This is a genomic window from Pseudomonas sp. A-B-19, assembly GCF_019947515.1.
Classification (GTDB): domain Bacteria; phylum Pseudomonadota; class Gammaproteobacteria; order Pseudomonadales; family Pseudomonadaceae; genus Aquipseudomonas.
Map to the genome: position 1 here is coordinate 395,454 of NZ_JAGYGN010000001.1, position 22,328 is coordinate 417,781.

Genomic DNA, 22,328 nt, shown 5'->3' on the forward strand with positions numbered 1-22,328 from the left:
GCCGTGAATACACTCTGCGCAAAGCCACTTGTATACAATTACAAAACGTAAAGAGGCACAAAACCATGAGCAAAATGAGAGCAATCGAAGCCGCCGTTCTGGTGATGCGCCGTGAAGGGGTCGATACCGCTTTTGGCATCCCGGGTGCCGCCATCAACCCGCTGTACTCCGCCCTGCAAAAGGTCGGCGGCATCGATCACGTACTCGCTCGCCACGTTGAAGGCGCCTCGCACATGGCCGAGGGCTACACCCGCACCAAGGCCGGCAACATCGGCGTGTGCATCGGCACTTCCGGCCCTGCCGGCACCGACATGGTCACCGGGCTCTACAGCGCCTCGGCCGACTCGATTCCAATCCTGTGCATTACCGGCCAGGCACCCCGCGCCCGTATGCACAAGGAAGACTTCCAGGCTGTCGATATCACCACCATCGTCAAGCCAGTCACCAAGTGGTCGACCACCGTCATGGAACCGGGCCAGGTGCCTTATGCGTTCCAGAAGGCCTTCTATGAAATGCGCTCCGGCCGTCCAGGCCCGGTGCTGATCGACCTGCCGTTCGACGTGCAGATGGCCGAAATCGAATTCGACATCGACGCCTACCAACCACTGCCATTGGCCAAGCCGAGCGCTACCCGCGTCCAGGTTGAAAAAGCCTTGGCCATGCTGGATCAGGCCGAGCGTCCATTGCTGGTGGCCGGTGGCGGCATCATCAACGCCGATGCCGCCGACCTGCTGGTGGAGTTCGCCGAGCTGACCGGTATTCCGGTTATCCCGACCCTGATGGGCTGGGGCGCCATCCCGGATGATCACCCGCTGATGGTGGGCATGGTGGGTCTGCAGACTTCACACCGCTACGGCAACGCGACCATGCTGAAATCCGACGTGGTTCTGGGCGTGGGCAACCGTTGGGCCAACCGCCACACCGGTTCCGTTGACGTGTACACCGAAGGCCGCAAGTTCATTCACGTCGATATCGAACCAACCCAGATCGGCCGCGTGTTCACCCCGGACCTGGGCATCGTTTCCGACGCCGCTGCCGCGCTGACCGTGTTCATTGAAGTCGCTCGCGAATGGCAAGCCGCCGGCAAGCTGAAGAACCGCAGCGCCTGGCTGCAAGACTGCCAGCAGCGCAAGGCCAGCCTGCAGCGCAAGACTCACTTCGACAACGTGCCGGTCAAGCCGCAACGCGTTTATGAAGAAATGAACCAGGTGTTCGGCAAAGACACCTGCTACGTCAGCACCATCGGTCTGTCGCAGATTGCCGGCGCGCAGTTCCTGCACGTCTACAAGCCGCGCCACTGGATCAACTGCGGTCAGGCAGGCCCGTTGGGCTGGACCATTCCGGCCGCACTGGGCGTGGTCAAGGCCGATCCGAACCGTAAAGTCGTGGCCCTGTCGGGGGACTATGATTTCCAGTTCATGATCGAAGAACTGGCGGTGGGTGCGCAGTTCAAGCTGCCGTACATCCATGTTGTCGTGAACAACTCGTACCTGGGTCTGATCCGTCAGGCGCAGCGCGGTTTCGACATGGACTATTGCGTGCAGCTGTCCTTCGACAACCTGAACGCACCGGAACTCAACGGCTACGGTGTCGACCACGTCGCAGTGGCCGAAGGCCTGGGCTGCAAGGCACTGCGTGTGTTCGAACCAGCTCAGATCCAGCCTGCCCTGCGCAAGGCCCAGGAGCTGATCGAAGAGTTCAAGGTGCCGGTGATCGTCGAGATCATCCTGGAGCGCGTAACCAACATTTCCATGGGTACCGAGATCAACGCCGTCAACGAATTCGAAGACCTGGCGCTGGTCGGCGACGACGCACCGACTGCGATTTCGTTGCTCGATTAACTTGTAGGATCGTTCCCTCATCCTGTGGGAGCGAGCTTGCTCGCGATTGCGTAGTGCCATTCAGCATTCATGTCGACTGACACACCGCTATCGCGAGCAAGCTCGCTCCCACAGGGATCCGGGGCCGCTCACCACACATACTCAGGAGACCACCATGCCGCGTTTCGCAGCCAACCTGTCCATGCTGTTCACCGAACAGGACTTTCTTGCCCGTTTCGAAGCGGCCGCCAGGGCCGGCTTCAGTGGTGTCGAATACCTGTTCCCGTACGACTTCAGCTCCGCCGAAATCAAGGCCCAGCTCGACGCCAACGGTCTGACCCAAGTGTTGTTCAACCTGCCGGCCGGTGACTGGGCCAAGGGTGAGCGCGGTATCGCATGCCTGCCGGACCGGGTTGAGGAGTTCCGTGCCGGTGTCGACCTGGCTATCGCTTACGCCAAAGTGCTGGGCAACACCCAGGTCAACTGCCTGGCCGGTATTCGTCCGCAGGGCCTGGACGATGCCACCGTGGAGAAGACCTTCGTCGCCAACCTCAAGTACGCCGCCGACAAGCTGCAAGCGGTGGGTATCAAGCTGGTGATGGAAGCGATCAACACCCGTGACATTCCAGGCTTCTACCTGAACAACACGGCGCAAGCCCTGTCGATTCGCGAGCAGGTCGGCAGCGCCAACCTGTTCCTGCAATACGACATCTATCACATGCAAATCATGGAAGGCGATCTGGCCCGCACCCTGCAATCGCACCTGGGCGAGATCAACCATGTGCAGCTCGCGGACAACCCGGGGCGCAACGAACCAGGCACCGGTGAAATCAACTACCGCTTCCTGTTCGAACACCTGGACCGCATCGGTTATCAGGGCTGGGTCGGTTGCGAATACAAGCCGCTGACCACCACTGAAGCGGGCCTGGGCTGGTTAAAAACCCATAACGTAATCTGACCCAAATCTCTGTAGGAGCTGGCTTGCCAGCGAAGGCGCCATCGAGCCCTGCGCTAGTCATCCAACCGCCTTCGCCGGCAAGCCGGCTCCTGCAAATAACAAATAAAAAGAGGATTTTCTCATGGCTAAAATCGGATTTATCGGCACCGGCATCATGGGCCACCCAATGGCGGCGAACCTGCAGAAAGCCGGTCACAGCCTGTTCCTGTCGGCGCACCACGACCCTGCGCCTGCCGACCTGGTCGCCGCTGGCGCCGTTGCCTTGGCGAACCCGAAGCAAGTCGCCCAGGAAGCCGAGTTCATCATCGTCATGGTGCCGGATACCCCGCAGGTCGATGACGTGCTGTTCCGTGCCGATGGCGTCGCTGCGGGCGTGGGCAAAGGCAAAATCGTCATCGACATGAGCTCGATCTCGCCGACCGCCACCAAGGCTTTCGCGGCCAAAATCAACGAAACAGGCGCGCAATACCTCGACGCCCCGGTATCCGGCGGTGAAGTCGGCGCCAAGGCTGCGACCCTGAGCATCATGGTCGGCGGTGATGCCGACGCCTTCGAACGCGCCCTGCCGCTGTTCCAGGCCATGGGCAAGAACATCACCCTGGTCGGTGGCAACGGCGACGGTCAGACCGCCAAGGTGGCCAACCAGATCATCGTGGCCCTGAACATCCAGGCCGTGGCAGAAGCCCTGCTGTTCGCTTCGAAAAACGGTGCCGATCCAGCCAAGGTACGTGAAGCACTGATGGGCGGTTTCGCGTCCTCGAAGATCCTCGAAGTGCACGGTGAGCGCATGATCAAGGGCACCTTCGATCCGGGCTTCCGCATCAGCCTGCACCAGAAGGACCTGAACCTGGCCCTGCAAGGCGCCAAAGAGCTGAACATCAACCTGCCAAACACCGCCAACACCCAGCAAGTGTTCAGCACCTGCGCGGCCATCGGTGGCAGCAACTGGGACCACTCGGCGCTGATCAAGGGCCTGGAACACATGGCGAACTTCTCGATTCGCAAGTAGGAGCAAGCTTGCTCGCGACAAAATCGCCTCGGTGTATCTGAAGCACCGTGGCGCCTGGATCGCTGGCAAGCCAGCTCCTACAGAGGCCGATGAAACCCTGTAGGAGCTGGCTTGCCAGCGATCCATTCACCACCGTTCCAACGTCAACCCCAATAACAAGAATTCCGGGAGCCCGCCATGTCGGTCGATCCGCAACAATTGCTGCGCGAGCTGTTTGCCACAGCCATCGACGCGGCGCATCCGCAACAAGTCCTCGAAGCCCATCTGCCTGCCGACCGCACGGGCCGCGTAATCGTCATTGGCGCCGGCAAAGCCGCCGCCGCCATGGCCCAGGTGGTCGAGCGCTGCTGGCAGGGTGAAGTCACAGGCCTGGTGGTGACGCGTTACGGTCACGGCGCCCCGTGCGAAAAAATCGAAGTGGTCGAAGCCGCGCATCCGGTGCCGGACGCTGCTGGCCTGGCCGTGGCCAAGCGTGTGCTGGAACTGGTCAGCGACCTGAACGAAAACGACCGCGTGATCTTCCTGCTCTCCGGTGGTGGCTCTGCCCTGCTGGCACTGCCGGCCGAAGGCATCACCCTGGCCGACAAGCAGTCGATCAACAAAGCCCTGCTCAAGTCCGGCGCAACCATCGGCGAGATGAACTGCGTGCGCAAGCACCTCTCGGCGATCAAGGGCGGCCGCCTGGGCAAAGCCTGCTGGCCGGCCACGGTCTACACCTATGCGATTTCCGATGTGCCGGGCGACCTCGCCACGGTCATCGCCTCCGGTCCTACCGTGGCCGACCCGAGCACCTCGGCCGAAGCGCTGGCGATCCTCAAACGCTACGCCATCGAGGTTCCGGCTTCGGTGCGCTCCTGGCTGCTAAGCCCCGAGTCGGAAACCGTCAAACCCGGCGACCCGAGCCTGGCCCGCAGTCATTTCCAGTTGATCGCCCGCCCACAGCAATCGCTGGAAGCGGCGGCAGTGAAATGCCGTCAGGCCGGGTTCAGTCCGCTGATCCTCGGTGACCTGGAAGGCGAATCCCGCGAGGTGGCGAAGGTCCACGCCGGCATCGCACGACAGATCGTCCTGCACGGTCAGCCGCTGGCGGCGCCCTGCGTGATTCTCTCCGGTGGCGAAACCACCGTCACCGTACGCGGCAATGGCCGTGGCGGACGCAACGCCGAGTTCCTGCTGAGCCTGACCGACAGCCTCAAGGGCCTGCCCGGTGTCTACGCGCTGGCCGGCGACACCGACGGCATCGACGGCTCCGAAGACAACGCTGGCGCGATCATGACCCCGGACAGCTACGCCCGTGCAGCAGCAAAGGGCCTGAGCGCCAGCGACGAGTTGGACAACAACAACGGTTACGGCTACTTCGAGGCGCTGGACGCCCTGATCGTTACCGAGCCGACCCGCACCAACGTCAACGACTTCCGCGCCATTCTGATCCTTGAGAGCACTAAACATGACGCCTGATAAAAAGGTCAAAATCCTCGCCACGCTGGGACCTGCCACCGACGGTATCGACGCCATCCGTGAACTGGTGCTGGCCGGGGTCAACATCTTCCGCCTGAACTTCAGCCATGGCGATCACGCCGACCACGCCCAGCGTTTCCAGTGGATTCGTGAAGTCGAACGCCAGCTCAATTATCCATTGGGCATCCTGATGGACCTGCAAGGCCCGAAGCTGCGGGTCGGCAAGTTCGCCGACGGCAAGGTGCAACTGGTACGTGGCCAGGCCTTGCGCCTGGACCTCGATGCCACGCCGGGCGATGAGCGCCGGGTCAACCTGCCCCACCCGGAAATCATTGCCGCGCTGGAGCCGGGCATGGACCTGCTACTGGACGACGGCAAGCTGCGCCTGCGGGTAGTGACCAAGTACGCTGACGCCATCGACACCACCGTGCTCAATGGCGGCGAGCTGTCGGACCGCAAAGGCGTGAACGTACCGCAAGCGGTGCTCGACCTGAGCCCGCTGACCGCCAAGGATCGCCGCAACTTGACCTTCGGCCTGGAACTGGGTGTGGACTGGGTGGCGCTGTCGTTCGTGCAACGTCCCGATGACATCCGCGAAGCCCGCTCTCTGATCGGCGACAGGGCGTTCCTGATGGCCAAGATCGAGAAACCCTCGGCGGTCGAACAACTGCGCGAGATCGCCGAACTGAGCGACGCGATCATGGTCGCCCGGGGTGATCTGGGCGTGGAGGTGCCTGCCGAAAGCGTGCCGCAGATTCAAAAGAACATCATCAGCACCTGCCGCCAGCTTGGCAAACCGGTGGTGGTGGCGACGCAGATGCTCGAGTCGATGCGCTTCTCACCGGCGCCCACCCGCGCCGAGGTCACCGATGTGGCCAACGCCGTGGCCGAAGGTGCGGACGCGGTGATGTTGTCGGCGGAAACTGCCTCCGGCGAATACCCGCTCGAAGCCGTGCAGATGATGAGCAAGATCATCCGCCAGGTGGAAAACGGTCCGGACTATCAGACCCAACTCGACGTCAGCCGACCGAAAGCCGAGGCGACCGTTTCCGATGCGATCAGCTGCGCCATTCGCCGCATCAGTAACGTGCTGCCGGTGGCGGTGCTGGTGAACTACAGCGAGTCCGGCACGTCGAGCCTGCGCGCGGCGCGGGAGCGGCCGACGGTGCCGATCCTCAACCTGACACCGAACCTGCAGACCGCCCGTCGCCTGAGCGTGGCGTGGGGTGTGCATTCGGTGGTCAACGACCGCCTGCGTCAGGTCGATGAAGTCTGTTCCACGGCACTGGAGATCGCCCAGGCCCAGGGCATGGCGCAGCGCGGCGACACGCTGTTGATCACTGCGGGTGTGCCGTTTGGGCAACCGGGGTCGACTAACTCTTTGCGTATCGAGACATTGATCTAACGAACGCAATTTGTGGCGAGGGAGCTTGCTCCCGCTCGACTGCGTAGCAGTCGCCTTTTCGGCATGACGGGATCCACAGAGAAACCGCGTTCACCGGATCCGGGGCCGCTTCGCGCCCCAGCGGGAGCAAGCTCCCTCGCCACAGAGTTTGTGCAACACCTTGGATTTTCCACTGCCCTAGATTTCAAAATGCCTGCCAACCATTTCAACACCCACTGCCCCGACTGGGCCGAAGCTTTGCTCAACGGTTTCAGTCAAATATTTCTTCAACGCAATCCGCTGTGCGGTTTGCTGATACTTTCGGCCATCCTGTTCACCGCCCCGGCCCTGCTCGGCGGCGCCTTGCTCGGCGGTGTCGCCGGGCTGTTCACCGCGCAACGCCGCAACTATGCCAAGGCCGATCGTCAGGCCGGGCTGTTCAGCTACAACGGTGTCCTGCTCGGTCTGTTGCTGAGCCTGTACTTCCCCTGGTCGGCGATGATGCCGCCACTGATTCTGGCCGCCGGTGGCCTGAGCGCGATGATCACCCAGCAGTGGCTCAAGCGCGTCCGGTTCAGCCAATACCTCCCCGCCTACACCACGCCATTTGTGGTGCTGAGCTGGGTGCTGCTGTGCTTCGCCACGCCCTCGACAGAGGCGCACTTGATCGAAGTCAGCACCCTGAACATGCTCGCCGCCCCCCTCAAAGGCATTGGTCAGGTGATGTTCCTCGGTCATCCGCTGGCCGGTGCGATGATTGCTGCCGGTTTGCTGATCGCCGATCGCCGCGCATTTTTCTGGGCGTTGCTGGCGTCTGTCGCGGGCATGGGCTGGAGCCTGCTGCACAACGACTTCTATACCGCACTGCTCGGCCTCGGTGGCTATAACGCCGCGCTGGCCGCACTCGCTTTCAGTTCGCAGCATCGCCACCCGTGGCTGCCACTGGTAGGCATCAGCCTGGCACTGTTGCTGACGCCGGTGTTTGCCGCCATCGGTTTGCCCACGCTGACCGCGCCGTTCATTCTTGCCGGCTGGCTGATCCGTTGCGTTGTGCAAATGCTCGGCAAAGCCACCGTCGAAAGCGCGCCTTGCGCTCCCGGGGAGAATCAACCTAGGCTGCGCTGATTTGCGGCCAGGGCGATGGGCATGAACAGCAACGACACGTGGCGCAATCGCCTGTACGTGATTATTTTCCAGACCGACACCGTCGCCGGGCGACGCTTCGACTCCACCCTGCTGCTGATCATCCTCGCCAGCCTGGTGGTGGTGATCCTGGACAGCATCGATGACGTCCACCAAAACTACGCCCGCGTGCTTGCGTACATCGAGTGGGGCTTCACGGTGATCTTCCTCGGCGAGTACATCCTGCGCCTGTACTGCTCGCCCAGGCCCCTGCGCTATGCCTTCAGTTTCTATGGGCTGGTGGACCTGCTGGCCATCGTGCCCGGCATCCTCGCGCTGTACTACAGCGATGCCCAGTACCTGCTGATCATCCGGGTGATCCGCATGCTGCGGATCTTCCGCGTGCTCAAGCTCGGTCCGTACCTCAAGCAAGCCCATTACCTGCTCGATGCCTTGCGCGGCAGCAAGCAGAAAATCCTCGTGTTCCTGCTCAGTGTCTGCACCCTGGTGACGGTGTTCGGCACCCTGATGTACGTGGTCGAAGGCCCGCAAAGTGGCTTCACCAGCATTCCCAAGGGCATCTACTGGGCGATCGTCACCCTGACCACCGTCGGTTATGGCGACATCGTGCCCAGGACCGCCCTGGGCCAGGTCATTTCGTCGATGGTGATGATCACCGGTTATTCGATCATTGCCGTGCCCACGGGGATCTTCACCGCTGAGCTGGCCACGGCCATGCGTGGTGGCCAGTTACAGCACGACTGCCCGGTGTGTGCCAAGGACAGCCACGAACAGGAAGCCTCGTTCTGCTCCCGTTGTGGCAATGCACTGTTCAAAAAACTGGAATAAGCAAAGAGCTTTTTAATCTTTAAGGGACTAAACGAGCCCGGCTATAGTCGACACATCGTTGATAACTAATAAATAACCCGTAGGAGCTGCCGTAGGCTGCGATCTTTTGATCTTGAAAATCAAAGTCAAAAGATCGCAGCCTACGGCAGCTCCTACATCAAAAGGATTTCGCAGTGAAAAAACTCTTTGGCGCCTCTCTTCTGGCCGCGGGCCTGGCACTGACCAGCGTGGCTCAGGCCGCACCGACCCTGCTCAACGTTTCCTACGACGTGATGCGCGATTTCTACAAGGACTACAACACTGCGTTCCAGAAACACTGGCAAGCCGAACACAACGAAAACATCGTCCTGCAGATGTCCTTCGGCGGCTCCAGCAAACAGGCGCGTTCAGTCATCGACGGCCTGCCGGCTGACGTGATCACCATGAACATGGCCACCGACATCAACGCCCTGGCGGACAACGGCAAACTGGTCCCGGACAACTGGGTCACGCGCCTGCCGAACAACAGCGCGCCGTTCACCTCGGCCACCGTGTTCATAGTGCGCAAGGGCAACCCGAAAGCCCTGAAAGACTGGCCGGACCTGCTCAAGGACGGCGTTCAGGTCATCGTCCCGAACCCGAAAACCTCCGGTAACGGTCGCTACACCTACCTCTCGGCCTGGGGCTACGTGCTGAAAAACGGCGGTGACGAGAACAAGGCCAAAGACTTCGTCGGCAAGCTGTTCAAGCAAGCGCCGGTACTCGACACCGGCGGCCGTGCCGCCACCACCACCTTCATGACCAACCAGATCGGCGACGTGCTGGTGACCTTCGAGAACGAAGCGGAAATGATCGCCCGCGAGTTCGGCCGTGATCAGTTCGAAGTCATCTACCCAAGCGTTTCCGCCGAAGCCGAGCCACCGGTGTCGGTGGTCGACAAGACCGTCGACAAGAAAGGCACTCGTGCTGCGGCCGAGGAATACCTGAAATACCTGTGGTCGCCGCAAGGCCAGGAAATCGCTGCGGCGAACTACCTGCGCCCGCGTGACCCGGCCGTGCTGGCCAAGTACACCGACCGCTTCCCGAAAGTGGACTTCCTGTCGGTGGAGAAAACCTTCGGCGACTGGCGCACCGTGCAGAAGACCCACTTCAATGATGGCGGGGTTTTCGACCAGATCTACAACGGTCAGTAATCGACTGAAACTCTGCACCCCCTGTGGGAGCAAGATCGCTCCCACAGAGGATCTGCAGTGGTCTGTTACATCGGCGGCGTCACGCCATCCTTGCCCGCCGAGATGGATTGAGCAGTGAGCGTGCCGTCAGCGCCCTGCGTGACAAAGGTCACGATCTTCACACCTACCTTCAACAGGCTGCGATCGGCCGGCACCAGGTTGACGATGGGTACGTCTTCGGGCACCAGAATCTTCTGTTGGCCGCCCTTGTAATTGACGGTCAGCACCCTGCCGTTGCTCACCACCAAGTCGCCGACGCTGCCGTTGGTCATGCTGCTGCCCTTGACCAGATCGAAGGGCCGATGACCGTCGCCACTGCCGGCCAGCTCCGGCGGGAAAACATGAACTTCAAGGGCCTTGAGGGTGCCATCTTCCTGAGCAATGGCCGCAGAGCCGATGTAACTGCCAGGCTTGATGTCTTCGATGTTGGCCAGGGTCACGGCGCGGACCTTGGTGTCCTTGGTCAAATTGATCACCACGTTGTCGCCGCTGTTGGCATGGACTTTCAAAACGTCCTGGCTGACACCGGTGATCTCGCCACGTACACCGATGCGCGTGCCCGGTGCATCCTCAGCCTGCACCAGGGCAACGCTGAAGACGCTGATCAAGGTAGCGACACAAGCGCGGCGAATCAGCTGACGAAACTTCACATTCATGGAGCGGCCCTCCGGTGACGGGACGTGGAGTGAGAACATAAGCACGCTATCGAACAAGATGTAAGTGAATGTATCATCCACCCTCGATGTTTTGACGCAAGACACATGCGTCCGTCAGTCATTGCGCAATGGAATGATTGCTATCACTCCAACCCCGCTTCCGCCGTTTCAGCCAGCCCATTAGCCTGCGCGCATTCCTTTGTGTACAGCGAGACCCGTTATGAACCCAGCGACCCAGGTGCCCCACGGCACTGCGACAATGACCCCAGGGATGGTGCTGCTGTTCGCCTTCTGCTGCGGCGCTATTGTCGCCAACATCTACTATGCGCAGCCGATCATCAGCCTGATCGCGCCGGACATCGGCCTGACCAACACCATGGCCAGCCTGATCGTTTCCCTGACCCAGATCGGCTATGCGCTGGGGCTGTTTTTCCTGGTACCGCTGGGGGATTTGCTGGAGAACCGCCGGTTGATGATCATCACCACGCTGGTGGCAATCGGCAGCCTGCTGGGGGCGGCGTTCACCGATCAGCCAAATGTGTTTTTGCTGATTTCGCTGTTGGTGGGGTTCAGTTCGGTTTCGGTGCAGATCCTGATTCCGTTGGCCGCGCACCTGGCGCCGGAAGAAACCCGTGGCCGTGTGGTGGGCGGGATCATGGGCGGTTTGTTGCTCGGCATTCTACTGGCCCGGCCAGTGTCCAGCGTGGTGGCCGACCACTTTGGATGGCGGGCGATGTTTATGATTGCCGCCGTATTGATGGCAGCCATCAGCATCGTACTGGCAGTGACCATTCCCAAACGTGAACCTGATCACAGTGCGTCCTATGGCCAGTTGCTGGGCTCGCTGTGGACGCTGTTGCGCAAGCAACCGGTGTTGCGCCAACGGGCGTTTTACCAGGGGTGCATGTTTGCCACCTTCAGCCTGTTCTGGACCGCCGTGCCGTTGGAGCTTGCGCGTAACCATGGCTTGTCGCAAAGCGAGATCGCGATTTTCGCGCTGGTGGGCGCCATTGGCGCCATTGCCGCCCCCATCGCCGGACGCCTGGCCGATGCCGGTCACACCCGTATCGCTTCATTGCTCGCCCTGCTGTTCGCCAGCCTGAGTTTTCTGCCAGCGTTTATCCACCCGGCCTGGAGCGTCATCGGCCTGGCTGTGACCGGCGTGGTGCTCGACTTCTGCGTGCAGATGAACATGGTCCTCGGCCAGCGTGCGGTGTACGCCCTCGATGGCAAAAGCCGCAGCCGCCTGAATGCGCTGTACATGACCAGCATTTTCATTGGCGGCGCCTTCGGCTCTTCGGTGGCCAGCGCGGTGTACGAGCACGGCGGCTGGTTGTGGATCGTGATCGTCGGCAGCGCGTTTCCGTTGCTGGCGTTGTTGCGGTTTTTGAGTGTTTCGCAGAAGGGTTCGCTGGCGACGGCATAAATCGCTAAAAGCTTCGCAGGCAAGCCCGCTCCTACAGGGTTCGTGAACATCCTGAGGGAGCGAGCCTGCTCGCGAATGAAAGCGGCCCGGACTTATTGCCGAACCAGCTTCTCCATCGCCGCATCCGCCAGAAAGGAGGAGCGGCTTTTGACGTTGTGCTCGCGCACATAGCGGTCAATGCGCTGGATCACATAGCCGGGCAGCGTGACATTGACCTTCTCGGTCTTGCCCATGTACGGCGAAATATCTAGCTCCAGCATTCCCCAGCCCATGTCGGCGAACTCCGGATTACCACGATGCACCGCTGCTGAAGTCGGCATCGGAATCGTCTCTCCATCTGCCGCCATCTCTTGCAGCATGATGTGGGCAATTTCGACGGCGGCGTTGTAAGCCTCTTCAAAGGTATCCCCGGCGGTCACCGCGCCCGGAATATCGGGGATCTGGATACCGATGGCGGTGTTCTCGTCGCCCCATTCGATACAGATTGGATATTGCATTATGGATCTCCTGCGTAACTGGCTGGCGGGCAGTACAGCCCGGCTCGCCGTCTGATGCTCTTGACCGTCCCGATCGGTAAATCCTTTTTGGGATGAGGGACGGGAATGGTGTACGGGTTGTAAGGGTGCGTGAAGATGTGATGACTGCCAGTGACCCGGTCCAGGGTCCAACCCGCTTCCACCAACTCCTTGATCAATAGCCTGCTCTGCACCACCAGCCTCCTTGCTCCAGCCCAATTAAAAATAACCCTAGAGTTATCTTTACTCAAGCACAAAATCTCGCAGTTCGACGCTCGGTTGTTTTACAGAGTGTGATGCTGCCCATGCCGGGGCGCTATGTGATCGGCCGAGAGGGTGTGATCCGTTACGCCGAGGTCAACCCGGATTACACTCAGCGTCCCGAGCCTGAGGCGATGCTGGATACAATTCGCGGTTCGCACTGACACCATTCATCAATTGTGGGGGCGAGCAGGCTCGCTCCCACATCTCGAATCGCGGCTGGCGGTGCGGCTGTTGCTGCGTTCGACCCGGGGCCTGACACCCACCGAGGCCGGGCTGGCCTTTTTCGAACGGGCCAAGCGCACCATCGAAGAAGCCGACGAGGCCGATAACGCCGCGCGCGGTGCGGCCAGCGGGCTGACCGGCAACCTGCGCATCTGCGCGGCGGTCACCTTCGGCCGGCTGCACATCGTTCCGCACCTGGGCCCCTTCCTGGAGCAAAACCCGGAGCTGAACATCGACCTGATGCTCGACGATCGCAACGTCAATCTGGTGGAAGAAGGCGTCGATGTCGCCCTGCGCATGGGTGAGCTGAGCGACTCGGGCCTGATCGCCCGCAAAATCGCCGATTGCTGGCGCATGGTGCTGGGCACGCCGGCGTACTTCGCAAAACATGGCGAGCCCACCTGCCCCGACGACCTGTGCAAGCATCAGGCAGTCCTCTACAGCCTTGGCGGCGGCGCCAGTTGGCGGTTCGACAAGGACGGCGAGGAGCAGTCGGTGAACATCAGCGGCCGGATCCGCGTCAACGCTGCCGAAGGCCTGCGTGAAGCCGTGCTGGCTCATCAAGGCCTGACCATGGCCTCGCAATGGATGTTCGCACCGGAACTGGCCGACGGCTCGGTCCGGGAAGCGATGAAGGACTGGGCATTGCCGGACCTGGATCTGTGGGCGGTGCTCCCCACAGGCAGAATGGCCAGCGCCAAGGCTCGGACGTTCGTGGAGTATGTGCAGGGGTTGTTGGTGAAGTAAGTTTCAGCCCCTCAATCAAGATCAAAAGATCGCAGGCTGCGCCAGCTCCTACATCAAGCGCGGACACAGGTAAATCATCGTCGTTCGTTCCCGGCAATGTCAGACACATGGAGGTTGCTCGTCAAAGCAGGCCAGCAAACGTTCGACCGTTTGCTCAAGTTGTCCGGAGTTGTCGAGCAGGTGCACGGTCGGGGCTTGCGCCAGCAGTTGCTCGCTGAACCGGGCATTGCGTGCCAACCGCTGATCGATCTCGATCAGCGACTCACGCCCGCGCGCCAGCAGTCGTTGACGCAACACCGCCTGGTCCACAGTCAGCAACAGCACCAACACATCCGGATAGCGCAGGCGCGTGCTCTGCAAATGCCCCCGCGAGCCATTGACCAGTACGTCCTGCCCGGCGGCCAGCCAATCGTCGATTTCCCGCGGGATGCCATAGGACAACCCGTTGGCGTGCCAGCTCAGGGCAAACGCGCCCTGAGCTTCCATATCCGTGAATTGCTGCGCACTGACACCCAGCGCCGCCTCACCCACGGCTTCAGCCGAGCGAGTGATGACCCTGCGCACAATGCGGCAGCCGCGTTCGGCCAACCGCGCTCGCGCGGCATCCAGCAGGCTGTCCTTGCCCGAACCTGAAGGCCCGATGAGATAGATCAACCTGCCTGACATCAAAACACCCTCGTTGCTTGTCGCCATACTTGCCGGACCCTCGGCAGACCCTCTGCGGTCAGATCTGCGACGGCCACGTTACCCGAGTGCGACTCGCCGCGCACGATGTTCGGTGTGCCCATCGACACATTCATGCCGTGCTTCCGGTAAGTACTCACGGTACTTGGATTCCAGTACTGACTGGCGCTGACCCGGCGAGCGGTCCATCACCGACACCAACTGCACCAGCGGGTTTTCCACCAGATCGCGGAACACGCTGAGGGTGTCCGGGTGGCACAGTCCGCAGCGCAAGTGAAGGCTGTGTTCGGCGCGGGTCAGCCCGGCGTTTGAGGCTGTGGAGATGGCGTCGAGCATCGCCGGCAGTTTCTGCATGCGGGGCCGGGTACATTCGAAAGTAATGGGTCGGCTGGCAGGCCGTCTTCGCTGGCAAGCCAGCTCCTACAGGATTGGGGTTGAAGCGGATTATTCGGCAGGTACAAAAAAGGCGACCCGAAGATCGCCTTATGCGTTACTGCCCGAATTGCCGCCCCAGGCCTCCCGGTACACCGTGGATATCCGTCTCCTCCCACGGGCCCTTCGGACTGATCGACCGGCTCCAGCCGTTATCCCAGCGGTAATAGGTACGCTGGCGATAAAAGGTATTGGGCTGGTCATCCAGCACATAGACCCCAAGCTTCGGATCCCAATGGCTGTTGCCCCCAGGCGGCGGCGCGAAGCTCGCAGAAGTGCGTGGCAACGGCTTGGAGGGTTTGGCCGGGATGCTCGGCTTGCTCGGTACAGGCGAAGTCGATGGCGTAGGGCTGGGCTGCGACGGCGGGAACGGTGGGGGTGCCTGTTGCTCCGTTGGTGGCTGGACCGCACAAGCGCTTAACCCCATAACGACGCTGAGCAGGGTGATACGAGCGAATGCGGTCATGATTGCGTTTTCCTGTTATTTGTCCGGGCTGTCGATGGTCAGTGTTTGCGGCGCGGTGGTGCTGCTGGCCAGGGGCTGGCTGCGACCGATCCACTCGCCGGCAGTGGGTTTGCCGGCACGGGAAATACGCGCAACCAGTTGGACTTCAGGGAAGTTCGACAGTTTCAATTGCGGCATCATTGCGTCGGCATCGCCCAGTTCGACGGTCACCGGCAGGTCGGCCACGGTCATGCGCTTGACCGCCAATGGGGCCGGAGGACCGGAGATGGCACGGGCGAAGATGAACACGCTGTCGCCAGGCTGGACTTTGGCCTTGAGGTCCGCGGCCAGATCGACACTGACCTTGAGCAATGCCGCGGCCTTGGCCGCCGGGACTTGCGCAACCTTGCCGCCACTGGCCACCAGTTTCTCCGTGGCCCGGGTGATCCCGCCCTGCAATGCCTCGCGGGATCTGTCTTGCGGCGGCAGTTGCGCCAGCAGACGATTCCAATAGTCGATAGCCTCCTGATAGCGCTCGCCTTCAAACGCGGCGATGCCGAGCAGGCCGAGGCTGGTGACTTCCTTTGGATCGGCCTTGAGCGCTTCGTCGGTCAGGGCCTGGACCTTGTCCGACCATTTCTTGCCATCGGCGAAGTACTGGGCCTGGGCCCATTGGCCGAGCAACTCCGGCTGACGTCCGGCCAGGTTCACCGTGCGCTCGAACATCTTCGCCGCGTCCGCCGGGCGATCCTGAGCCATGTAGGTACGACCGAGGAAATACGTACCTTCGGCGGATTCCGGTTGTGCGGCAACCGCGCGCTCCAGGCGCTTGGTCATCTCTTCCATCGACTGCGGCGCCTGCGCGAACTCGCGGGTCAGCTCAACCTTGTCGCTGGCGCCGTAATGCAGGTACAGCCCCAGGGCCAGCACCGGCACCAGAACGGCCGCCAGCAATGGCAAGGGTTTGCCCAGACGCGACACCCGCGGCGCTTCGACGCCTTCGGTGTCCGCCAGCAACTCACGGGCGGCTTCGGCGCGACCGGCGTCCATTTGCGCCGCATCGAGCACGCCCTCTTCCTGCTGAGTCTGCAACTCAGCCACGCGTTCCTGATAAAGCGCGACGTTCAGGGCGGTACGATCCTCTTCACGCTGGGCGCGACGGCTGCGCAGCACCGGGATCAACAGAAAACTCAGGGCCACCAGAAGCAGCAGGCCTGCAGCGAGCCAGAAATCAATCATTCTTGGTTTTATCCAACAGGTGGTCGAGGCGCGAGCGCTCCTCGGCAGACAGCGAGCCCGGGGTGCCGGCGCGTTGCACGCGACGACGGCGGACGATCACCGCGATGATCACGACACCGCCCAGCAACAGGCCGGCGGGGCCGAACCAGAGCAAGGCGGTCTTGGCGTTAAGCGCAGGTTTGTAGCGGACGAAATCACCGTAGCGATCGACCATGAAGTCGATGATCTGCTGGTTGTCCTTGCCCTCGCCGAGCATGCGGAAAATTTCTTTGCGCAGGTCGGCGGCAATCGGTGCGTTGGAATCGGCGATGTCCTGATTCTGGCACTTGGGGCAACGCAACTCCTTGGTCAACTCGCGAAAACGCTCGCGATCACCTTCCTTGGCGAACTCGTAGGTGTCGATGGCCGCGTGGGCCACGCCCGCCAGGCTCAAACCCAGCACAGCAGCAGCGATCCAGCGCTTCATGGCTTGGCCTCGTCGACCAGCGCCTGGTATTTGACCGCCAGTTTTTCGCGCCAGACCTGTTCGTCGATCACACCGACGAACTTGTCGCGGATGATGCCCTTGGCGTCGATGAAGAAGGTTTCCGGCGCGCCGTACACGCCGAGATTCAGACCCAGCGAGCCTTGGTCGTCACGAATGTCCAGTACATACGGATTGTGAAAATCCGTCAGCCACTTCAAGGCATCGGCATTGGTGTCCTTGTAGTTGATGCCGTAGATCACCACGCCCTGTTGGGCCAGCTTGTTCAGCACCGGGTGCTCGACCCGGCACGAAATGCACCAGGTGCCCCAGACGTTGACCAGTGCCGGCTTGCCGAGAATGTCAGCGCGGGTCAGGGTCTTGTCGCCCTGCACCGTCGGCAGGGAAAACTCCGGGAACGGCTTGTCGATCATGGCCGAAGGCAGCTCGGCCGGATCCAGGTACAACCCACGGTAAAGGAATACAGCGACCACCAGAAAAATCGCCAGTGGCAACAACATCAACCAACGCTTCATGCAGTGGCTCCCGACATGCCCAGTGCTTCGCGCACGCGGCTTTTGACCTTGACCCGATAACGCCGATCCAGCGCCGCCAGCAACCCGCCAAAGCCGGTCAGCAAACCGCCGAACCAGATCCAGCGCACGAACGGTTTGACGTGCACGCGCACCGCCCAGGCGCCGTTACCCAAGGGTTCACCGAGGGCAACGTAGAGGTCGCGGGTGAATCCGGCGTCGATGCCCGCTTCGGTCATCACCGAGTTCTGCACGGTGTACAGGCGTTTTTCCGGGTGCAGCACGCTGACTTCCTTGCCATCGCTGATCACCCGCACGGTGCCCTTGTCGGAGGTGAAATTCGGGCCTTCGAAGTGCTTGGCGCCTTCGAAGACGAACTGATAGCCGCCCAGGTCCATGGATTCACCCGGTGCCAGGCGCAAGTCGCGCTCGGCGCTGTTCTGGCTCGACAGCACGACACCCAGCGCACACACGGCGATGCCCAGGTGCGCGACCTGCATGCCCCAGTAGCTGCGGGTCAGGGTCGGCAGGCCTTTGATCAGGCCCTTGTGGCGGGTCTTGTCGAAGATGTCACGCACACCGGCCAGCAACACCCAGGCCGCGAGCATGAAGGCCGCGAACACGGCCCAGTTGAAATCGCCGTAGGCGACGCCGGCCACCACCGCCAGCGCGGCACTGCCGAGCAGGACCGGGGTCAGCATGCTCACCAGCCATTTCACCGGGGTGTCTTTCCAGCGCACGATCACACCGACCGCCATCACCACCATCAGCAACGCCATCAACGGAATGAACAGCGCGTTGAAGTACGGCGGGCCGACCGACAGCTTGGCGCCGGTCATGGCGTCCAGAATCAGCGGATACAAGGTGCCGAGCAGGATCATCGACGCCGCCACCACCAGCACCAGGTTGTTGCCCAGCAGCAAGGTTTCCCGGGACCAGAGGTTGAAGCCCACCTGGCTCTTGACCACCGGCGCGCGCAGGGCGAACAGGGTCAACGAACCACCGACCACGAACAGCAGGAAAATCAGGATGAACACCCCGCGCGCAGGATCGGACGCAAAGGCGTGCACCGAGGTCAGTACACCGGAACGCACAAGGAAGGTGCCCAGCAGACTCAAGGAGAATGCGGCGATGGCCAGCAACACGGTCCAGCTCTTGAACACGCCACGTTTTTCCGTGACCGCCAGCGAGTGAATCAGCGCGGTGCCCACCAGCCATGGCATGAACGAGGCGTTTTCCACCGGGTCCCAGAACCACCAGCCGCCCCAGCCGAGTTCGTAGTAGGCCCACCACGAACCGAGAGTGATGCCAATGCCGAGGAACGCCCAGGCCACGATGGTCCACGGACGCGACCAGCGTGCCCAGGCGGCATCCAGGCGACCACCCATCAGTGCGGCGATGGCGAAGGCGAAGGCCACCGAGAAACCGACGTAGCCCATGTACAGCATCGGCGGGTGAACGATCAGGCCGATGTCTTGCAGCAACGGGTTGAGATCGGCGCCGTCGCCGGGCACTTGCGGCAGGATGCGCTTGAACGGGTTGGAGGTCATGATCAGGAACAGCAGGAAACCGGTGCTGATCATGCCCATCACCGCCAGCACGCGGGCCAGCATGACTTGCGGCAACTGCCGGGAAAACACCGACACCGCGAAGGTCCAGCCGCCGAGAATCAAGGCCCACAACAACAGGGAACCTTCGTGGGCACCCCACACGGCGCTGAACTTGTAGTACCACGGCAACGCGCTGTTGGAGTTGTTGGCCACGTAAGCCACGGAGAAGTCATCGGCCATGAAGGCGTAGGTCAGGCAGCCGAAGGCGAACAGCAGAAAGGTGAATTGCCCCCACGCCGCCGGCTGGGCCAGGCTCATCCACAGGCGATCACCGCGCCAGGCACCGAGCAATGGCACCACGGCCTGGGCCAGGGCGAAGCACAGGGCCAGGATCATTGCCAGGTGGCCAAGCTCGGGAATAAAGATGCCGGATGTCATGGATCAACCCTCCTTCGCGGGCGTTGGAGCCGATTGACCGCTGTCTTTCAACGCCTTGGTCACTTCCGGCGGCATGTACTTCTCATCGTGCTTGGCCAGCACTTCATCGGCCACCACCACGCCATCGGCGTTGAGCTTGCCCAGGGCGACGATGCCCTGCCCTTCGCGGAACAGGTCCGGCAGGATGCCGCGATAGGTGATGGTCACGGATTTGTTGAAGTCGGTGACGACGAACTTCACGTCCAGGGAATCGCCGGAACGCTCCAGCGAACCCTTCTCGACCATCCCGCCAGCACGGATGCGCGTGTCATGCGGAGCTTCGCCGTTGGCGATCTGGGTCGGTGTGTAGAACAGGTTGATGTTCTGCTGCAAGGCGCTCAGGGCCAGGCCGACGGCAGCGCCGACCCCGACCAGGATCGCGAAAATGATGATAAGACGCTTTTTGCGCAGCGGATTCACTTGCCGTTCTCCCGGCGCAGACGACGCGCCTCCTGTTGCAGATACCGCTTGCGGGCCAGGATCGGCGCCGCCACGTTGAGGGCCAATACCGCCAGGCAAATGCCATAGGCTGACCAGACATACAGGCCATGATGACCCATGGCGAGAAAGTCGCCGAATGAAGCAAAACTCATCGAGCGACCTCCAGGCTGTTTTCCACTTCGACTTTGACCCAACTGGCCCGGGCTTCGCGCTTGAGCACTTCAAGACGCATGCGCAGCAGCAGGACCGCGCCGAAGAAACAGTAGAAACCCAGCGCCGTCAGCAGCAATGGCAGCCACATTTCGGCGGGCATCGCCGGTTTTTCGGTGAGGGTGAAGGTCGCGCCCTGGTGCAGGGTGTTCCACCACTCCACCGAGTATTTGATGATCGGGATGTTGATCACGCCGACGATCGCCAGTACCGCGCAGGCCTTGGCCGCACTGTCACGATTGCTGATCGCGTTGCCCAGCGCAATGAGACCGAAGTACAGGAACAGCAGAATAAGCATGGACGTAAGGCGTGCATCCCAGACCCACCACGAGCCCCAGGTCGGCTTGCCCCAGATCGCCCCGGTGACCAGCGCCACGGCGGTCATCCAGGCGCCGATGGGCGCCGCGCATTGCAGAGCGACATCGGCCAGCTTCATCTTCCAGACCAGCCCGACGATGCCGCACACGGCCAGCATCACGTAGATGGACTGCGCCAGCATGGCGGCCGGGACGTGGATATAGATGATGCGAAAGCTGTTGCCCTGCTGATAGTCCGGCGGCGCGAAGGCCAGGCCCCAGACCACGCCAACGCTGATCAGCAGCAACGCCGCGACGCTCAGCCAGGGCAGCATTTTTCCGCTGATGCCGTAAAACCATTTGGGCGAGCCGAGCTTGTGAAACCACGTCCAGTTCATACTGTTTCCATCACGGTTGCTCTTTGCTGTGAAGAGCCAGGGTCTGCTTTTCTTTCAAAAAGAGTGGTTATTTTTTAACCAAACCTCATCATTATTCGCCGACGCTGATCTTCAGGCCAGCAGCTATTGCAAAAGGTGTCAGGGTTATCGCCAGGGCGGTCAGGCTGCCAAGCCACAACAGATAACCAGTCGCCGGCATCCCCTGCAAGGCAGCCTGCAAGGCGCCACTGCCAAGGATCAATACCGGGATGTACAGCGGCAGAATCAGCAGTGCCAGTAACAGGCCACCGCGCTTCAAGCCTACCGTCAGCGCCGCGCCCACCGCACCGAGCAGGCTCAGTACCGGTGTACCGAGCAGCAACGAAAGCAGCAACACTGGCAGACAGGCGGCAGGCAAACCGAGCATCAGCGCCAGCAAGGGTGCGAGCAAAACCAGTGCCAGGCCGGAAAAAGCCCAGTGTGCCAGCACTTTGGCCAAAACCAGAAGAGCCAGGGGGTGCGGCGAAAGGACCCACTGTTCGAGCGATCCATCCTCGAAATCACTGCGGAAAAGCCCGTCCAGCGAGAGCAGGACCGATAAAAGCGCTGCGACCCAGACCAGCCCTGGAGACAAGGTTTGCAACAATTGAGACTCAGGTCCTACCGCCAACGGGAACAGAGAAACAACGATGGCAAAGAACACCAGTGGATTGGCCAGCTCCGCCGGACGACGGAACAACAGACGAGCCTCGCGGGCGACCAGCAGGCCGAAAACTCTCATACGGCCCAGCTCCCCAGATCGATGTCGCGATAACCGACCGGCATCCGGCTCAGCGTGTGATGAGTGGTCAACACCACCATCCCGCCGCGTTCGCAGTGGCCGGCCAGATGAGATTCAAGCTGTGCCACGCCCTGCTTGTCGAGGGCGGTAAAGGGTTCATCGAGGATCCACAGCGGCGGACTGTCCAGATACAGGCGCGCCAAGGCGACACGGCGCTGTTGTCCGGCAGACAGGGTGTGGCAAGGCACATCCTCGAATCCGCGCAGGCCGACCGCGGCCAGCGCCTGCCAGATCGCCTCATGGGTCGCCGGATGGTGCAAGGCACACAGCCAGCTCAGGTTCTCTTCCGGCGTCAGCAAATCCTTGATCCCGGCCGCGTGGCCGATCCACAGCAGGTTGCGCGCCAGTTCACCGCGTTGCTCGTTCAGCGGCTGACCGTTGAGCAGCACTTGACCGGCGGTCGGCTGCATCAGCCCCGAGAGCAGGCGTAGCAGGCTGGTCTTGCCACTGCCGTTGGGGCCGCTGATTTGTACCATTTCGCCACTGGCCAGTCGCAAATCGAGATTTTCGAAGAGCAGCCGAAGGTCTCGCTCACAGGCAAGGGCAACGGTTTGCAGGACAGGACTGGTCAAGGGTTCACGGGCCTTATACGGTTCAAGTCGGCACTGGCGCGGCCGTTAAAGAGATGCAGCATAGATGCAATGACGTCTTGTTCTAGAGAGCTGCGTCAAACAATTGCAAAGTTTTCGCCATTTTTGG

Annotated in this window: 24 protein-coding genes and 2 pseudogenes; 11 read left to right on the forward strand and 15 right to left on the reverse strand. The window is 61.5% G+C overall.

What is annotated here, in order from left to right:
- Positions 1-65: 65 nt before the first annotated feature.
- From gcl to KGA81_RS01750, 8 genes are all read left to right on the forward strand, one after another.
- Positions 66-1,841 carry a glyoxylate carboligase gene (gcl, locus tag KGA81_RS01715; RefSeq protein WP_057715848.1) on the forward strand — a complete coding sequence of 592 codons (1,776 nt, stop codon included), beginning with the start codon at positions 66-68 and terminating at the stop codon, positions 1,839-1,841.
- Positions 1,842-1,995: 154 nt separating this feature from the next.
- Complete coding sequence (gene hyi / locus KGA81_RS01720) at positions 1,996-2,778, forward strand: hydroxypyruvate isomerase (protein WP_223544298.1); 783 nt, start codon at positions 1,996-1,998, stop codon at positions 2,776-2,778.
- Between the two features lie 121 nt (positions 2,779-2,899).
- A complete protein-coding gene (locus KGA81_RS01725) occupies positions 2,900-3,787 on the forward strand; it encodes a 2-hydroxy-3-oxopropionate reductase (RefSeq protein WP_223544299.1) in 888 nt (295 codons plus the stop codon).
- A gap of 177 nt (positions 3,788-3,964) precedes the next feature.
- Entirely contained in the window at positions 3,965-5,245 is a 1,281-nt protein-coding gene (locus KGA81_RS01730; RefSeq protein WP_223544300.1) for a glycerate kinase, read from the forward strand.
- Positions 5,235-6,650: a pyruvate kinase gene (pyk, locus tag KGA81_RS01735; RefSeq protein WP_223544301.1), complete on the forward strand. Its 1,416-nt coding sequence runs from the start codon at positions 5,235-5,237 to the stop codon at positions 6,648-6,650. The genes KGA81_RS01730 and pyk overlap by 11 nt, the downstream gene beginning before the upstream one ends.
- 189 nt (positions 6,651-6,839) lie before the next feature.
- Positions 6,840-7,754: an urea transporter gene (locus KGA81_RS01740; RefSeq protein ID WP_223544302.1), complete on the forward strand. Its 915-nt coding sequence runs from the start codon at positions 6,840-6,842 to the stop codon at positions 7,752-7,754.
- 21 nt (positions 7,755-7,775) lie between these two features.
- A complete protein-coding gene (locus tag KGA81_RS01745) occupies positions 7,776-8,600 on the forward strand; it encodes an ion transporter (RefSeq protein ID WP_223544303.1) in 825 nt (274 codons plus the stop codon).
- Between the two features lie 173 nt (positions 8,601-8,773).
- Positions 8,774-9,772, forward strand: coding sequence for a sulfate ABC transporter substrate-binding protein (locus KGA81_RS01750; protein ID WP_223544304.1), 999 nt, complete (start codon positions 8,774-8,776; stop codon positions 9,770-9,772).
- A gap of 65 nt (positions 9,773-9,837) precedes the next feature.
- Here the strand turns inward: KGA81_RS01750 and KGA81_RS01755 are convergent, their stop codons facing one another.
- Positions 9,838-10,467: a hypothetical protein gene (locus KGA81_RS01755; protein ID WP_223544305.1), complete on the reverse strand. Its 630-nt coding sequence runs from the start codon at positions 10,465-10,467 to the stop codon at positions 9,838-9,840.
- Positions 10,468-10,687: 220 nt separating this feature from the next.
- On the opposite strand from KGA81_RS01755, the gene KGA81_RS01760 reads away from it, so the two are divergent.
- A complete protein-coding gene (locus tag KGA81_RS01760) occupies positions 10,688-11,893 on the forward strand; it encodes an MFS transporter (protein WP_223544306.1) in 1,206 nt (401 codons plus the stop codon).
- 92 nt (positions 11,894-11,985) lie between these two features.
- On the opposite strand, the gene KGA81_RS01765 is transcribed toward KGA81_RS01760, so the two are convergent.
- Together KGA81_RS01765 and KGA81_RS01770 are read right to left on the reverse strand one after the other, a co-directional pair.
- Positions 11,986-12,390: a type II toxin-antitoxin system HicB family antitoxin gene (locus tag KGA81_RS01765; protein ID WP_223544307.1), complete on the reverse strand. Its 405-nt coding sequence runs from the start codon at positions 12,388-12,390 to the stop codon at positions 11,986-11,988.
- Positions 12,390-12,602, reverse strand: a complete 213-nt coding sequence (locus KGA81_RS01770) for a type II toxin-antitoxin system HicA family toxin (protein ID WP_223447966.1) — start codon at positions 12,600-12,602, stop codon at positions 12,390-12,392. The genes KGA81_RS01765 and KGA81_RS01770 overlap by 1 nt, the downstream gene beginning before the upstream one ends.
- Positions 12,603-12,704: 102 nt before the next feature.
- On the opposite strand from KGA81_RS01770, the gene KGA81_RS29965 reads away from it, so the two are divergent.
- A complete protein-coding gene (locus KGA81_RS29965; protein WP_256357406.1) occupies positions 12,705-12,833 on the forward strand; it encodes a hypothetical protein in 129 nt (42 codons plus the stop codon).
- A 31-nt stretch (positions 12,834-12,864) separates the two neighbouring features.
- Positions 12,865-13,641 (forward strand): annotated as a pseudogene (locus tag KGA81_RS01775) (LysR substrate-binding domain-containing protein); the annotation flags it as partial.
- A gap of 99 nt (positions 13,642-13,740) precedes the next feature.
- Here KGA81_RS01775 and phnN read toward each other — a convergent pair.
- The 12 genes and pseudogenes from phnN to ccmA form a co-directional block, all read right to left on the reverse strand.
- The gene (phnN, locus tag KGA81_RS01780) at positions 13,741-14,307 is read right to left on the reverse strand and encodes a phosphonate metabolism protein/1,5-bisphosphokinase (PRPP-forming) PhnN (protein WP_223544308.1); all 567 of its coding nucleotides are present in this window, start codon (positions 14,305-14,307) and stop codon (positions 13,741-13,743) included.
- Positions 14,308-14,351: 44 nt separating this feature from the next.
- Positions 14,352-14,682, reverse strand: a pseudogene (locus KGA81_RS01785) (alpha-D-ribose 1-methylphosphonate 5-triphosphate diphosphatase); the annotation flags it as partial.
- A 133-nt stretch (positions 14,683-14,815) separates the two neighbouring features.
- Positions 14,816-15,223, reverse strand: coding sequence for a hypothetical protein (locus tag KGA81_RS01790; protein WP_223544309.1), 408 nt, complete (start codon positions 15,221-15,223; stop codon positions 14,816-14,818).
- A 15-nt stretch (positions 15,224-15,238) separates the two neighbouring features.
- Positions 15,239-16,441: a c-type cytochrome biogenesis protein CcmI gene (ccmI, locus tag KGA81_RS01795; protein WP_223544310.1), complete on the reverse strand. Its 1,203-nt coding sequence runs from the start codon at positions 16,439-16,441 to the stop codon at positions 15,239-15,241.
- A complete protein-coding gene (locus KGA81_RS01800; RefSeq protein WP_223461425.1) occupies positions 16,434-16,907 on the reverse strand; it encodes a cytochrome c-type biogenesis protein in 474 nt (157 codons plus the stop codon). The genes ccmI and KGA81_RS01800 overlap by 8 nt, the downstream gene beginning before the upstream one ends.
- Positions 16,904-17,440: a DsbE family thiol:disulfide interchange protein gene (locus KGA81_RS01805; protein ID WP_223544311.1), complete on the reverse strand. Its 537-nt coding sequence runs from the start codon at positions 17,438-17,440 to the stop codon at positions 16,904-16,906. The genes KGA81_RS01800 and KGA81_RS01805 overlap by 4 nt, the downstream gene beginning before the upstream one ends.
- The gene (locus tag KGA81_RS01810; protein WP_223544312.1) at positions 17,437-19,425 is read right to left on the reverse strand and encodes a heme lyase CcmF/NrfE family subunit; all 1,989 of its coding nucleotides are present in this window, start codon (positions 19,423-19,425) and stop codon (positions 17,437-17,439) included. The genes KGA81_RS01805 and KGA81_RS01810 overlap by 4 nt, the downstream gene beginning before the upstream one ends.
- A 3-nt stretch (positions 19,426-19,428) precedes the next feature.
- Positions 19,429-19,884 (reverse strand): cytochrome c maturation protein CcmE, encoded by a 456-nt coding sequence (gene ccmE, locus KGA81_RS01815; protein ID WP_223544313.1) that lies wholly within the window; start codon positions 19,882-19,884, stop codon positions 19,429-19,431.
- The gene (gene ccmD / locus KGA81_RS01820; RefSeq protein ID WP_008055370.1) at positions 19,881-20,057 is read right to left on the reverse strand and encodes a heme exporter protein CcmD; all 177 of its coding nucleotides are present in this window, start codon (positions 20,055-20,057) and stop codon (positions 19,881-19,883) included. Before ccmD ends, ccmE begins: the two co-directional genes overlap by 4 nt.
- Positions 20,054-20,809 (reverse strand): heme ABC transporter permease, encoded by a 756-nt coding sequence (locus KGA81_RS01825; protein ID WP_223544314.1) that lies wholly within the window; start codon positions 20,807-20,809, stop codon positions 20,054-20,056. Before KGA81_RS01825 ends, ccmD begins: the two co-directional genes overlap by 4 nt.
- A 91-nt stretch (positions 20,810-20,900) precedes the next feature.
- On the reverse strand, positions 20,901-21,569 hold the full coding sequence (ccmB, locus tag KGA81_RS01830) for a heme exporter protein CcmB (protein ID WP_223544315.1): 669 nt from the start codon (positions 21,567-21,569) through the stop codon (positions 20,901-20,903).
- A complete protein-coding gene (gene ccmA, locus KGA81_RS01835) occupies positions 21,566-22,201 on the reverse strand; it encodes a cytochrome c biogenesis heme-transporting ATPase CcmA (protein WP_223544316.1) in 636 nt (211 codons plus the stop codon). Before ccmA ends, ccmB begins: the two co-directional genes overlap by 4 nt.
- Positions 22,202-22,328: the final 127 nt, after the last annotated feature.